The sequence below is a fragment of the uncultured Roseovarius sp. genome (assembly GCF_913054395.1).
Taxonomy (GTDB): Bacteria; Pseudomonadota; Alphaproteobacteria; order Rhodobacterales; family Rhodobacteraceae; genus Roseovarius.
Map to the genome: position 1 here is coordinate 1 of NZ_CAJXIP010000032.1, position 13,116 is coordinate 13,116.

At 60.8% G+C, this 13,116-nt stretch carries 17 protein-coding genes; 7 read left to right on the forward strand and 10 right to left on the reverse strand.

Annotated elements, in window-relative coordinates:
* Positions 1–1,128, forward strand: a 1,128-nt coding sequence (gene thrS / locus QZ522_RS06615) for a threonine--tRNA ligase (protein WP_294608901.1), incomplete at its 5' end; no start/stop codon positions are given.
* Positions 1,129–1,176: 48 nt separating this feature from the next.
* On the opposite strand, the gene QZ522_RS06620 is transcribed toward thrS, so the two are convergent.
* Together QZ522_RS06620 and QZ522_RS06625 are read right to left on the reverse strand one after the other, a co-directional pair.
* Complete coding sequence (locus QZ522_RS06620) at positions 1,177–1,545, reverse strand: hypothetical protein (RefSeq protein ID WP_294608903.1); 369 nt, start codon at positions 1,543–1,545, stop codon at positions 1,177–1,179.
* Between the two features lie 45 nt (positions 1,546–1,590).
* Complete coding sequence (locus QZ522_RS06625) at positions 1,591–1,905, reverse strand: ArsC/Spx/MgsR family protein (protein WP_294608905.1); 315 nt, start codon at positions 1,903–1,905, stop codon at positions 1,591–1,593.
* Between the two features lie 196 nt (positions 1,906–2,101).
* Here QZ522_RS06625 and QZ522_RS06630 point away from each other — a divergent pair, with 196 nt between their 5' ends.
* Positions 2,102–2,308 (forward strand): cold-shock protein, encoded by a 207-nt coding sequence (locus QZ522_RS06630; protein WP_294608907.1) that lies wholly within the window; start codon positions 2,102–2,104, stop codon positions 2,306–2,308.
* A 355-nt stretch (positions 2,309–2,663) separates the two neighbouring features.
* On the opposite strand, the gene thyX is transcribed toward QZ522_RS06630, so the two are convergent.
* Positions 2,664–3,578 (reverse strand): FAD-dependent thymidylate synthase, encoded by a 915-nt coding sequence (gene thyX / locus QZ522_RS06635; protein ID WP_294608909.1) that lies wholly within the window; start codon positions 3,576–3,578, stop codon positions 2,664–2,666.
* A 371-nt stretch (positions 3,579–3,949) separates the two neighbouring features.
* Here thyX and QZ522_RS06640 point away from each other — a divergent pair, with 371 nt between their 5' ends.
* Together QZ522_RS06640 and QZ522_RS06645 are read left to right on the forward strand one after the other, a co-directional pair.
* Positions 3,950–4,378: a VOC family protein gene (locus QZ522_RS06640; protein WP_294608910.1), complete on the forward strand. Its 429-nt coding sequence runs from the start codon at positions 3,950–3,952 to the stop codon at positions 4,376–4,378.
* Positions 4,372–5,067, forward strand: coding sequence for a DUF1194 domain-containing protein (locus tag QZ522_RS06645; protein WP_294608912.1), 696 nt, complete (start codon positions 4,372–4,374; stop codon positions 5,065–5,067). The genes QZ522_RS06640 and QZ522_RS06645 overlap by 7 nt, the downstream gene beginning before the upstream one ends.
* Here QZ522_RS06645 and QZ522_RS06650 read toward each other — a convergent pair.
* The 3 genes from QZ522_RS06650 to QZ522_RS06660 all read right to left on the reverse strand — a co-directional run bounded on the left by QZ522_RS06650 (position 5,061) and on the right by QZ522_RS06660 (position 6,310).
* Complete coding sequence (locus QZ522_RS06650) at positions 5,061–5,561, reverse strand: winged helix DNA-binding protein (RefSeq protein ID WP_294608914.1); 501 nt, start codon at positions 5,559–5,561, stop codon at positions 5,061–5,063. The genes QZ522_RS06645 and QZ522_RS06650 overlap by 7 nt on opposite strands.
* 91 nt (positions 5,562–5,652) lie before the next feature.
* Entirely contained in the window at positions 5,653–5,916 is a 264-nt protein-coding gene (locus tag QZ522_RS06655; RefSeq protein WP_294608916.1) for a succinate dehydrogenase assembly factor 2, read from the reverse strand.
* Complete coding sequence (locus QZ522_RS06660) at positions 5,909–6,310, reverse strand: helix-turn-helix domain-containing protein (protein ID WP_294608918.1); 402 nt, start codon at positions 6,308–6,310, stop codon at positions 5,909–5,911. Before QZ522_RS06660 ends, QZ522_RS06655 begins: the two co-directional genes overlap by 8 nt.
* A gap of 85 nt (positions 6,311–6,395) precedes the next feature.
* Between QZ522_RS06660 and QZ522_RS06665 the strand changes: the two genes are divergently transcribed.
* Positions 6,396–7,598: a pyridoxal phosphate-dependent aminotransferase gene (locus QZ522_RS06665; protein ID WP_294608920.1), complete on the forward strand. Its 1,203-nt coding sequence runs from the start codon at positions 6,396–6,398 to the stop codon at positions 7,596–7,598.
* 9 nt (positions 7,599–7,607) lie between these two features.
* Positions 7,608–8,012 (forward strand): hypothetical protein, encoded by a 405-nt coding sequence (locus QZ522_RS06670; protein ID WP_294608922.1) that lies wholly within the window; start codon positions 7,608–7,610, stop codon positions 8,010–8,012.
* A 30-nt stretch (positions 8,013–8,042) separates the two neighbouring features.
* On the opposite strand, the gene QZ522_RS06675 is transcribed toward QZ522_RS06670, so the two are convergent.
* Together QZ522_RS06675 and ppk2 are read right to left on the reverse strand one after the other, a co-directional pair.
* Positions 8,043–9,404, reverse strand: a complete 1,362-nt coding sequence (locus tag QZ522_RS06675; protein WP_294608924.1) for an MATE family efflux transporter — start codon at positions 9,402–9,404, stop codon at positions 8,043–8,045.
* 73 nt (positions 9,405–9,477) lie between these two features.
* Positions 9,478–10,329, reverse strand: coding sequence for a polyphosphate kinase 2 (ppk2, locus tag QZ522_RS06680; protein WP_294608957.1), 852 nt, complete (start codon positions 10,327–10,329; stop codon positions 9,478–9,480).
* Positions 10,330–10,479: 150 nt separating this feature from the next.
* On the opposite strand from ppk2, the gene QZ522_RS06685 reads away from it, so the two are divergent.
* Positions 10,480–10,770 carry a hypothetical protein gene (locus tag QZ522_RS06685; protein ID WP_294608926.1) on the forward strand — a complete coding sequence of 97 codons (291 nt, stop codon included), beginning with the start codon at positions 10,480–10,482 and terminating at the stop codon, positions 10,768–10,770.
* 86 nt (positions 10,771–10,856) lie between these two features.
* On the opposite strand, the gene QZ522_RS06690 is transcribed toward QZ522_RS06685, so the two are convergent.
* Together QZ522_RS06690 and QZ522_RS06695 are read right to left on the reverse strand one after the other, a co-directional pair.
* The gene (locus QZ522_RS06690; protein WP_294608928.1) at positions 10,857–11,168 is read right to left on the reverse strand and encodes an ETC complex I subunit; all 312 of its coding nucleotides are present in this window, start codon (positions 11,166–11,168) and stop codon (positions 10,857–10,859) included.
* A gap of 72 nt (positions 11,169–11,240) precedes the next feature.
* Complete coding sequence (locus QZ522_RS06695) at positions 11,241–13,034, reverse strand: ABC transporter transmembrane domain-containing protein (protein WP_294608930.1); 1,794 nt, start codon at positions 13,032–13,034, stop codon at positions 11,241–11,243.
* Positions 13,035–13,116 lie beyond the last annotated feature (82 nt).

Sequence of the window (13,116 nt, forward strand, 5' to 3'; positions counted from 1 at the left end):
GGCTGGAAAATCTATACCACGCTTCAGGATTACATGCGCCGCAAGCAAACCCGCGATGGCTATGTCGAGGTGAACACCCCGCAGGTTGTCAACCGCAAGCTCTGGGAAGAGTCCGGTCATTGGGACAACTATCAGGAACATATGTTCATCGTCGAAGTCGACGAAGAGCACGCCCGTGAAAAGACCGTTAACGCGCTCAAGCCGATGAACTGCCCCTGTCACGTGCAGGTGTTCAATCAGGGCCTGAAATCCTATCGCGATCTGCCGCTGCGGATGGCCGAATTCGGCAGCTGCAACCGATACGAGCCCTCGGGCGCGCTGCATGGGATCATGCGGGTGCGCGGCTTTACCCAGGACGATGCGCATATTTTCTGCACCGATGATCAGATCGAGGCCGAGACCAGAAAATTCATCGAATTCCTGGCCGGGATCTACGCCGATCTCGGGTTTAACGACTGGACGATCAAACTTTCGACACGCCCCGAAAAGCGGATCGGCTCCGAGGAAAGCTGGGACCGGGTCGAGGCGGCGCTTGGCGATGCCTGCAAGGCGGCCGGCTACGACTATGAGATTCAGGAAGGTGAAGGTGCGTTTTACGGGCCCAAGCTTGAATTCGTGCTCACCGACGCCATCGGCCGCGACTGGCAATGCGGTACGCTTCAGGTTGACCCCAACCTGCCCGAGCGGCTGGATGCAAGCTATATCGGCACCGATGGGGCCAAGCATCGCCCGGTCATGCTGCACCGTGCTGTTCTGGGCTCGTTCGAGCGCTTTATCGGCATCCTGATCGAGGAACATGCCGGCAAACTGCCGTTCTGGCTTGCGCCGCGTCAGGTGGTTGTCGCCTCGATCGTGTCGGATGCGGATGACTATGTGCAAGAGGTCACCGCCAAGCTTGTCGCGCTTGGCGTGCGGGCCGAGGCCGATGTGCGCAACGAAAAGATCAACTACAAGGTTCGCGAACATTCGCTTGGCAAGGTGCCGGTGATCCTCGCCTGCGGCATGCGCGAAGTTGAAGAAAAAACCTTGTCCGTCAGACGCCTGGGCGAAAAGCAATCCAGCGTTCAGACGCTTGAGGAGGTCGCCGCGGCGCTTGCAAAAGAAGCCACCCCGCCCGATCTGGCATGAGACAATTCCCGCGCGCCCGCATCACGGGCGGGCGGGATACGATACGCTTTAGAAATGCGCCTTGGGTTCGTCCGGCTTGCCCGCGGCAATCGCCAGAACACCGGCCAGCCCGGTAAAGCCGAGCGGGAACATGGTGAACACACCAAACCCGAAGGCGTAATACATCAGGCCCGCCGAGATCAGCAAAAGGATGCCGCCCCAAAGCGCGCGGATCTTGGCCATGGCGCCCCCGGCGATGGCAAGCAATGGCGCAAGAAAGCTGGCGGTGCGGATCAGTTGAGGGTTGCTTACCTGCTGGGCCAGCCCCTCGATCTCGCCGAAACGGTCGATGGCCTCGGTATAGCCATAGCTGAAAAAACCCACGAGGATCGCCAGAAGACCGCCGATTATCCCCAATACCATTGCTGCGCTGCGCATGTCCGCTCCTTTTAAGGTGTTCTCTTACATAGGGATTTTCGCGCGCTATCCAAGAAGCGCCGCCTGGGTGTCTGCGCCCCAGCCAAGATAAAGCGTGCCCTGCGCGTCAATCAGCGGGCGTTTCATCAGGGTTGGGTGCTCTGCCAAAAGCTCTTGCGGCGCGCGCGCGCGCTCGGATTCGCTCAATCCGCGCCAGGTTGTGGACTTGCGATTGACCAACGCTTCGCCGAACTGCGCGAGCGCTGCGGCCATCGCCGCTTGCGGCAGCCCCTCGGCACGGACGTCTCGAAACTCGACATTAGACAGCGATTTCAATGCCTTGCGGCAGGTATCGCAGGTTTTCAGACCATATAGGATCATTGCAGCTCCCCTCTTTCGCCGCCTAAATAACGGGCAATTTCACGCCCGTCACGGAGTTTCGCTTGATTTTTACAAAGGCAATGCAATCATCAAAGACGTGATGCATGGCAGGACGGGCCAGCTTTCCGGCCCTGAAGCCGTGGCATGACATGGCCCGGCATATTCCCGGGGAAGAGCGACGAAAAGGAGAAGCGGAATGCCAACTGGCACCGTGAAATGGTTCAATACGACAAAAGGGTACGGGTTTATTGCCCCCGATGGCGGCGGTCAGGATGTGTTCGTGCACATCTCGGCGGTCGAACGCTCGGGGCTGACAGGCCTTGCGGACGATCAGAAGGTCGGGTTCGAGCTTCAGGATGGCCGCGACGGGCGCAAGATGGCGTCGGATCTGACGCTGCTCTGAGCGTCGGAAACCGGATGTTTGATCGCACAGGGCGCGCGTCGCGCACGCCCTGTCTCATCCCTAATATCTGAGGTTCGGGGGGAGTTGCAGTCCCTGGCATCCTCGGCGCACTCAAGCTGCGCGGATACGCTCACCTGTGTCGCGCGCTGCTGGCCGATTTTCCGGCTCAGGGGATGGGCCTTGGCCTGTCGACAGATAACTCTATTTGCGAATGCAGACCCGGACTTAAATCCGGCGATTTTCCTGAACTCGACTGACTGAATATTCAAGGTATTCCCCATTCATTGACCCGGGCCGCGCCATGGGCGCGCCCGTTCTGAACTCAAATCGCTCCACCGGAGCGCTTTGCCCCCGCTTAGGCGGGGTCGTTCAAAATCCCTTCAAACTCCCGCCATTCGCCCTTGCTCATGCCGGAGGTTTCCTGTGTCACCGTCTCTCCCTTCAGCATCCGGCGGACGCATTCAAGGGCGGTGGCGGACAGGTTCGCGCCACCCATGCGGTAATCCTCGAACGCCTTGTAGGCGAAGGGCACCCAGTCGGCGGTGATTTTGCAGATGGCATCGGCATAGACGCGGATTTCGTATTGGGCGTGGGCGTCGGCGCGCAGGCGAAGGAAGTGCAGCAGGTTGTGCAGATCGACCTTCCAATACCATTGCGTATAGATATTCGCCGGAAGGTTCATGCGGGCCAGTTCGCGCGCCAGCCCCTGTTGCCCCTCGTCCGAGATCATCTCTTCGTAGTGGTCGTAACAGCGCATCGCGTCATCGGTCAGGTATTTCAGCACACGCTGCGCCTCTTCCCCAGAAAGCGCCTCGCCCCGGCCCTGATTGTTGACCACCGATTGCGCGTTAAGGGCATCGGGGGCGGGAATATAGAACTCGCGATCAAGGATCGAATAGCGGGCGGAATATTCGTTCACGTTGGCGGTGCGGTGGCGGATCCACTGGCGGGCGACAAACACCGGCAGTTTGACGTGCAGCTTGATCTCGCACATCTCAAACGGGGTCGAGTGCCAGTGCCGCATCAGATAGCGGATCAGCCCCTCGTCGTTCTGCACCGATTTGGTGCCCTTGCCGTAGCTGACGCGCGCGGCCTGGGTGATGGCGTTGTCGTCGCCCATATAATCAATGACGCGGACAAACCCGTGATCAAGCACCGGATGGGCGGTATAAAGGTGCTTTTCCATCCCCGGCGCGGTGGCGCGCAAGGTGGATTGGGGCGTGCTGCGTTGGGCGTCGATTTCGGCCTGCTGTTCGGGGCTAAGTGGCATGGTGGGGCCTTCCATCACTAGAATGAGTCGAAACCAACTATATCTTGCGGACGCCCCCTGTGGAAAGCCAATATCGGGTATATCTGTGCAGGCTGAATGCCAACGGGGCGCGGGTGCAAGGCCGGGTCGGCCCCTGATGCCATTGCGGTCCCCCTCATGGATCCGGGGCGTGGGGGGTTGTGGCCAGGATTCCGGGCATATCGGGAAAAAGCACCTCGGGCCCGAGGCGGTCCGGCATCGCGGAAACCGCAGCCATTTCAGGTATTCGCCCGGAGTTTTGCCCCGATACGGCGATGATCGCCGGTTTGCCCTCGACACGCCTGCGCGCGCGGCTATCCTTTGGTCCAAACGGTAAAGATCGGAGGAAAACGATGCGCGTGAGATATCTGCACACCATGGTCCGGGTAAAAGACCTTGAAGCCTCGATGGCGTTTTACGGCCTTCTGGGCCTGAAAGAGACCCGCCGCTGGGATAATGAAGGCGGGCGTTTCACCCTTGTTTTCATGGCCCCTGAAGGACAAGAGGGCTGCCCGGTTGAGCTGACCTATAACTGGGATGGCGATGATGCGCTGCCCGATGACAGCCGCACCTTCGGCCATCTCGCCTATTCGGTCGAAAATATCTACGAGATGTGCCAGCATTTGCAGGACAACGGCGTGGTGATCAACCGTCCGCCGCGCGACGGACGCATGGCCTTTGTGCGCAGCCCCGACAATATTTCGATCGAACTGCTGCAAGAGGGCGACCCGCTTGCCCCCGCAGAGCCCTGGACCAGCATGGAAAATATCGGCCATTGGTAAGACTTGCCGCGGTTCTCCTTGCGCTCATGACGGCTGGCCCGGCGGCGGCGGCCTGTCGCTTGGCGCTTGTTCTGGCGCTGGATGTGTCGTCATCGGTGGACACTGGCGAATATGATCTTCAACGGGTGGGGCTTGCCGCGGCGCTTGATGCGCCCGAGGTGCGTCACGCGATCCTGCGCGGCGCGCCCGGCGACGTCGCGCTAAGCGTTTATGAATGGAGCGGGCGATTTCAGCAGAAGGTGCATATCGACTGGACCTTCCTGCGCAGTGAGGCCGATATCACCCAGGCGGTCGGCGTTCTGGCCGCGATGACCCGCAGCACCAGCGATTACCCCACTGCGCTTGGCTCGGGTCTCGGGTATGGTGCACAGGTGATGGCACGCGCACCCGACTGTGATCGCCGTGTCATCGACATATCCGGCGATGGCATCAACAACGAGGGGTTCGGCCCCGACCTTGCCTATCGGCATTTCCCGCTTGATGGCATCACCGTCAACGGGCTTGTCATTCTCGGCCATGATGCGGATGTTCTTGGCTATTACCGGCGTCACGTTGTGCGCGGCCCCCGTGCCTTTGCCGAAATCGCGCAGGGATTCGAGGATTTTCAGGCCGCGATGACCCGCAAACTCTATCGCGAGGTCAATGATGTCATCCTGGGTGCGCTCGCCCCGGCCCGCCTGCCTCAGTAGATATAGCGGATCTGATCGCTCCAGTATCTCTCGACCCGGCGCAGGGCCGTCGCGATCTGATCAATCCCGTCCCGGCCCAGCACACCGCGCCCCTCAAGCCCTTCGGCGTGGCGTTCAAACAGCCCCGACACCACATCACGGATATTGCGGCCCTTTTCCGTCAGGCGCACCCGGACCGAACGGCGATCCACCTCGCATCGTTGATGGTGCATATAGCCCATCTCGACCAGCTTCTTGAGGTTATAGCTAACGTTGCTGCCCTGATAGTATCCGCGCGTCTTGAGTTCGCCCGCCGTGACCTCATTGTCGCCGATATTGAACAACAACAGCGCCTGAACCGCGTTGATCTCCAACACGCCGACCCGCTCGAATTCGTCCTTGATCACGTCAAGCAACAAGCGGTGCAGGCGTTCCACCAGGGACAGCGCGTCAAGATAGTCGACCATAAAGGCCTTGTGATCGGCCGGGGCATTCAGGGGGCTGTGAAAACTCATATCCATCTCCGTGCGATACTGCTCGGATTGGAAACTGGCCTAAAATGCCCAACAATCGGTTAAACCGCGTCAATAGCTGATAAAATGCGATCTACTTTCCGCGACAGGCGATTTCGGTGATATCACTGACCAGCCCTGTGAAGGCGGGCGGCGGGGCCACCTGCCCCGTCACCCACTGATACAGATCCTGATCGTTCTCGGCCAAAAGCGCTTCGAATTCATCAAGCTGGCCGGCATCCATCGCCGCGAGCCGAAGGTCGGCATAACGGGTCAGGATGATATCCATTTCCTTGATGCCCCGGCGCATTGACCGCATCCGAAGCCGCTTGATGCGATGCTCGGGGCGTTCACTCACCCGCTTCTTCCCGCAGTTTCGAGCGCAGATTCTTTTCCAGGCGCCCCAACCGGTCGGTCGACAGGCTAAGCTGGGCGCGGATGTCGCGAATCTCGGTCAGCATTTCGTTGATATCGGGGGACAGGTCCCCTGCCGTGGGGCCATCGGGGCCTTCGCCCTCGCCCGACAACAGCCACAGCAGCGAAACATTCAAAAGCCCGGCCATCATCGAAAGCTTGTTGGCCCGCGGTTCTGACATGTCGTCTTCCCAGCCCTTGAGGGTCTTGAGCTTGACACCAAGGCGCTTGGCCATCTCGACCTGGGTCATGCCCGCACGTTCGCGCGCACCAGCAACCCGATCTCCAAAGGTGGTCGCTTCCGGGTCAAACCAGCTATCGCTTGTTTCTGAGTTCATGATATTCCTTTCCGGTGATCGTGCTTGATCAACCTTTTGGCGCAACCTATGACATCTGACGAATGAATTCAAACCGGAGAAAGCAATGTCCATCCTTTCCGCGACACTTTCGCGCGTCAAACCCTCGCCCACCATTGCCGTGACCACCAAGGCACAGGAGCTGAAGGCCGCGGGGCGCGATGTGATCGGCCTGGGCGCGGGCGAGCCGGATTTTGACACGCCCGACCACATCAAGGCGGCCGGTATCCGGGCGATTGAGGCGGGCAAGACCAAATACACCGCCGTGGACGGCATTCCCGAACTCAAGGCGGCGATCTGCGCCAAGTTCAAGCGCGACAACGGGCTTGATTATGTGCCCGCCCAGGTCAGCGTCGGCACCGGTGGCAAACAGATCCTCTATAATGCGCTTATGGCTACGCTGAACCCCGGCGACGAAGTGGTGATTCCCGCGCCCTATTGGGTCAGCTATCCCGATATGGTTCTGCTCGCGGGCGGCACTCCGGTGATCGCGCCTGCGGGCATCGAAACCGGGTTCAAGCTCAGCCCCGCCGCGCTGGAGGCGGCGATCACGCCGAAAACCAAGTGGTTCATCTTCAACTCGCCCAGCAACCCCACCGGGGCCGGCTATACCTGGGACGAACTCAAGGGGCTCACCGATGTTCTGATGCGCCATCCCCATGTCTGGGTGATGACCGACGACATGTACGAACACCTGTCCTATGACGGGTTCGAGTTCTGCACCCCCGCCCAGGTCGAACCGGCGCTTTACCAGCGCACGCTGACCTGCAACGGGGTCTCCAAGGCCTATGCGATGACCGGCTGGCGGATCGGCTATGCGGGGGGGCCGCAGGATCTGATCACCGCGATGCGCAAGATCCAGAGCCAGAGCACCTCAAACCCCTGCACCATCAGCCAATGGGCCGCCGTCGAGGCCCTGAACGGCAGCCATGATTTCATCGCGGCCAACAACGCCATGTTCAAACGCCGCCGCGATCTCGTGGTCAGCATGCTGAACGAAATCGAGGGCCTCGAATGCCCGACCCCAAACGGCGCCTTCTACGTCTATCCCTCGATCGCCGGCCTGATCGGCAAGACAAGCAAGGCCGGGACCGTGATCAACAATGACGAGGCCTTTGCCACCGCGCTTCTGGAAGAAACCGGCGTCGCCGTGGTCTTCGGTGCCGCCTTTGGGCTTTCGCCGAACTTTCGGGTCAGCTACGCTACCTCGGACGAGGCCCTGAAAGAGGCCTGCACGCGCATTCAGAGCTTCTGCGCAGAGTTACGGTAAGGGGTACAGATGGCGGGCGATCTGCCAGACTATTATTTCAGGGTCCGTGAAAACGGCGCTTTCGTGTTCCGGGTTGATACCGAGAACCGACAGCGCCGTATAGACATGGAACAGATCGCCGTCATCAACATCCGCAAATCCGAGATCAAGCCACATGGCGACCGCGCCCTGACCGAGGAAGATATCGCCGCCATCAGAGACTGGATGGCCGAGCGCCTCAAGTTGATCGAACACCGTGATATCGACGACATCCTGCGCGCGGTCGATTATCTCAACACCACCACTCATTGGGCACAATCGCGCGCCACCGAGTCCCAGCTTGAAGAGGTCACCGATGCCCTGCTGCTGGCGATGCACGACCTGCGCACGGTACTGGTGCGCAAAAAGGCGGATCGTTTGCTGAAAGACGGTTGATCGGCTTCTTCTTGGTCTAAATACTCAAAGTCACGACGCGCCCACCCCGCGCGCCGACCAGCCCCAGAAGCGCACCAGCATGAACACCCCCGCCAGCGCCAGCCCCGCCGCCAGCCCAAGCCAGATGCCGGGGCCGCCAATGCCGGCGACGAACCCGAGAACATAGCTGACCGGCACGCCCACCGCCCAATAGCTGAGGGCGGCAATCACCATCGGCACGCGCGTATCCTGCACCCCGCGCAACAAGCCGATCGCCGAGACCTGCGCCGCATCCACCAGTTGAAACAGCGCCGCCGCCGCCAAAAGCTGTCGCCCGACGGCCATCACTGCCGCTCGGTCGGGATCGTCGGGATCAAGGAAGACCCCGATCAAAAGGTCAGGCACCACAAGAAATATCACCATCGTCACAAGCGCCACCACCCCGGCCATGCCAAGCACCACCTTCGCCCCATCGCGCAGGGCCACGCCGTCGCCGCGCCCATAGGCCTGGCCCGCGCGCACTGTGGCCACGTTCGAGAGACCGATATGCACCATGAACACCACCGAGGTCACCTGAAGCGCAATGCCATGCGCCGCAAGTGACAGCGTTCCCAACCAGCCCATCATCACCGAGGCCGCAGCAAAAAGCCCGACCTCGGCCAGGTTGGTGACGCCAATCGGCCAGCCAAGGCGAAACACCGATCCAAGCGCCTCCCAGTCGGGGCGCCAGAAACGCTGGAACATGGCGTGCTCCGGCGCACTTGCGCTGACATAGGCGCCAAGCGCCAGCAGGGCGGCGCTATTGACGCAAAGCGATGCAATCGCGGCGCCGCGCACGCCCATCTCGGGAAAGCCGAACGTGCCGAAAATCAACAGATAGTTGATCGCCACATTCAACGCCACGGCGGCGAGCGTGACCCAAAGCACCACGCCGGTACGCTCGAGCGCCGCCAGGTATGATTTAAGCACCATCACCAGAAGTGCCGGCACGATCCCCCAACCGGCAATTTCAAGATACTGTCCGGCCAGGGCCGTCACCCCCGGTTCCTGCCCCAGCAGCGCAAAGACCGCCTCTGACCAGATCATCACCGGCAGGGCCAGCACGCCGTAAAGCAGCGAGGCCCAAAGCCCCATCCGGGTGACCCGGCGCACCTGTGTCTCCTGCCCCGAGGCCTGGGCCGAGGCGACCATCGGCATCACCGCCCAGGCAAAGCCCGAGCCCATGATGAACAGCACAAAAAACAGCGTCGCGCCCAGCACTTCGGCGGCCAGGGCCTCAACCGAATACCACCCCAGCATAAGCGCATCGGTCAGATTGATGGCAAACTGCGCCACATGGCTGCCGATCAGGGGCAGGCCAAGCAAAAGCGTCGCGCGGGCGTGCTGGCGATATGTCAGGCGGTGCGGCTGCATTGCCAAGCCCTAGACGCGGGCGCACCCGGACGCAAGAGGGCGTGCCTGTCCCGCGCCCTCTGGTTTGTGGCGATCAGTTGGGCGTGGATTTTCCGAGAATCTGATCGGCCCCATGCAACACGTGCTGCGCTGTCGAGATGATCTTCGGGTCGGGGGCGTGAGCGATCTCAAGGTCCTTGCCGGGGTAATCCAGCGAATTCAGGAAATGCAGCATGCAGTTGAGCCGCGCGCGCTTCTTGTCGTTGGATTTAACCACCGTCCAAGGCGCATCGGCGGTGTCGGTGTAAAAGAACATCGCCTCTTTCGCATCGGTATATTCCTGCCATTTGCCAAGGCTCTGCTTGTCAATCGGGCTAAGCTTCCACTGTTTCAGGGGGTCGGTGGCGCGACTGTCAAAACGGCGTTTCTGTTCGTCCTGCGTGACCGAGAACCAGTATTTGTAAAGCCGGATGCCCGAGCGCACCAACATGCGTTCAAGTTCTGGCGTCTGGCGCATGAATTCAAGGTATTCATGCGGCTCGCAAAAGCCCATGACCCGTTCAACCCCGGCGCGGTTATACCAAGACCGGTCATAAAGCACGATTTCGCCCGACGTCGGAAGGTGCTCGATATAGCGCTGGAAAAACCATTGACCGCGCTCCGTGTTGGTGGGCTTGTTCAGCGCCACCACCCGCGCCGCGCGCGGATTGAGATGCTCGGTAAAGCGCTTGATCGTACCGCCCTTGCCCGCCGCATCGCGCCCCTCAAAGAGCAGAACGAATTTCTGGCCGGTTTCCTGCGCCCATATCTGGACCTTGAGAAGTTCGGCCTGAAGCTTGGCTTTCATAGCCTCGTATTCGGACCGGCCCATTTTTGTGTCGTAGGGGTATTCACCATTCTCAAAGGATTGGCGCAGCGTCGCGACCTGATCCAGCTCACCGGGCATTTCGATCTCAGGCAGAGCCGCTCCGCCACCAGATTTCAAACTCATTAAACGTCTCCTTCAAGATTGTTTTCACAATCATATTAGGAAGCCGCCGAAATTTCTTTGATTGGTATCAAGCTTTGCCGCATTCCAAGCCACGGCGCGACTGTCGTGGCTGATCCCTATCCTGTCTGGGCGCCCCCCTTCACCAAGACCGAACGAGACGTCACAAACCTGGCAAATATCCCAGATCCTGTCGGTATCCCCAGCCCGGAAGCACAGGCGCGCGAGGGGGCGTCATGCCAAAACAGCGTTCGCATGAAACCTGCGCGACCCAATAGCGACGCGGGTAAAGATCACGGGCCGATCATTACGGCGAGCGGAAAAACGACCAAACATATTTGGGCGGACACCTTGATGGTTTCGTCAGTCAACGAAGGTGTATCAAAGGGAAATGCCTGAACCGCCCTGAAGGCCGAGATTCAGGCGAAAGGTGCGCTTGACGGGCATTGCCCCGCGCCCTTCAACTTCACCCGTTTCAAAGGTGTTCAGTGCGTCCAGACCTGACGGCGGGAGGTCGCGAAGTTGTCGCCATAGCCGCCGGGGCGGATGTTCTGTTTACGCTTGTGGGGGTCCTGCACCACGGCGTCGATGCCATGCGCCTTGGCATAATCAAGCGCCGCCTCCTTGGTGTCGAACCGAAGCCGAACCTGCGCCTGCGTGTCGCTCGACGAGGTCCAGCCCATCAGCGGATCAACCTCACGCGCGCTGTCCGAAACAAATTCCAGCACCCAGTGTCTGGTCTTGCCGGTTCCGGACTGCATGGCGTTGCGGGCGGGTTGGTAAATACGCGCGGACATCGGCGACTCCTGTGAAATCTTTGGCTGTTATCCCAAATTGCCGGGCACACGGCAAGGGGCGATTGGCCGCGCTCAGGCGACCTCGCCATCGGTGAATTGTAGCCGTGCAAGACGGGCATAAAGGCCGTTCTCGGACACAAGGCTATCGTGGGTGCCCTGCGCCACGATGCGGCCCTGATCCATCACGATGATCCGGTCGGCCTTTTTGACCGTGGCCAGACGGTGCGCCACGATGATCGTGGTGCGGGTGCGCGCCATGGCATCCACCGCATGCTGCACCGCGCGCTCGCTTTCGGCATCCAGCGACGAGGTCGCCTCGTCCAGCAACAGGACCGCAGCGTCGCGCAGGATGGCACGGGCGATGGCAATCCGCTGTTTCTGCCCGCCCGAGAGCATCACACCACGCTCGCCGACATAGGTGTCAAACCCGTCGGGCAGCGCGCTGATGAAGTCATATGCGGCGGCGGCGCGGGCGGCCTCTTCGACCTCGGCGTCGGTGGCGTCAAGACGGCCAAAGCGGATATTGTCCCGCGCCGAGGCGGCAAAGATCACCGGGTCCTGCGGCACAAGCGCAAGGTCGCGGCGGAAATCGTGGCGCGCCATCTCTGACAGGGCCACACCGTCCAGCGTCACGCGGCCCTCATCGGGATCGTAAAACCGCTGGATCATCTGGATCACGCTGGTCTTGCCGGCGCCTGACGGGCCGACAAGTGCAACCGTTTCACCGGCCTTGATCGACAGGTTCAGATCGTCAAGCGCCAGGGTTCCGGGGCGCGAGGGATAGGCAAAGCGCACGCCCTCGAAGTCAATCGCGCCCTTGACCGGACGCGGGACCGGTTTGGGGGCACTTGGGTCGGTGACCGGGTCGTCGGCCTGAAGCAGTTCGACAAGGCGCTCGGTGGCACCGGCCGCGCGCTGCAACTCGCCCCAGATTTCCGACAGAGCGGCCACGGCCCCTGCTACCATTACCGAATAGATCACGAATTGCACAAGGCTTCCCGCGCTCATCCCGCCCGCACGCACGTCGCGCGCACCCATCCAAAGGACACCGACGACACCGCTGAACACCAGAAAGATCACGATCACCGTCATCAGCGCGCGGGTGTTGATACGGCGGCGAGCGGCGTCATGGCTGCGCTCGGTGACATCGGCAAAGCGCGCACGGCTCTCGCCTTCGTGGGTAAAGGCCTGAACCGTCTGCACTGACAACAGCGCCTCGGAGGCATTGCCCGAACTATTGGCGATCCAATCCTGGTTTTCACGGCTCAATATCCGCATCCTGCGCCCCAGCGTCAGGATCGGTACGATCACAAGCGGCACAATCAAAAGGACCATGCCCGTCAGCTTGGGCGACGTGATCAGCATCAGCCCCATACCACCAAGGAAAATCAATAGGTTACGCAGCGCAATTGAGACAGAAGAACTTATGACAGAGAGAATAAGCGTGGTGTCGGTGGTGATCCGGCTTAGCACTTCGCCGGTCATCAGACGTTCGAAAAATGCCGGACTCATGGCGATCACCCGGTCGAACACCGCCTTGCGGATATCGGCCACGACCCGCTCGCCAAGCCGGGTAACCAGCATATAGCGAAGCCCGGTGCCGACCGCCAGAAGCGCCGCAATCAACAGCGCCGCGCCGAAATACTGATCCAGGATGGCGCCATCTTCGGCGGCGAAATTATCCACCACGCGACGTACCGCCAGCGGCAGAACAAGCGCGACGCTTGCCGTCAGCACCAGCGCCAGAATGGCGCCGGTCAAAAGCGGGCGATAGGGTCGCAGGAACGGCCAGAGCTCGGCCAATATGCCGAGACGTTTCGATTTTTCGCGATCCTGCAAATCAGCAGCCTTGGGCGTGCGCGCCATACGTCTTCTTCCCTCGTCGTTTGGTCTTGGTTCTTGGCCGGGCAAGCGGTCGGGGTCAAGGGGACAGATCGACCGCAGGGGC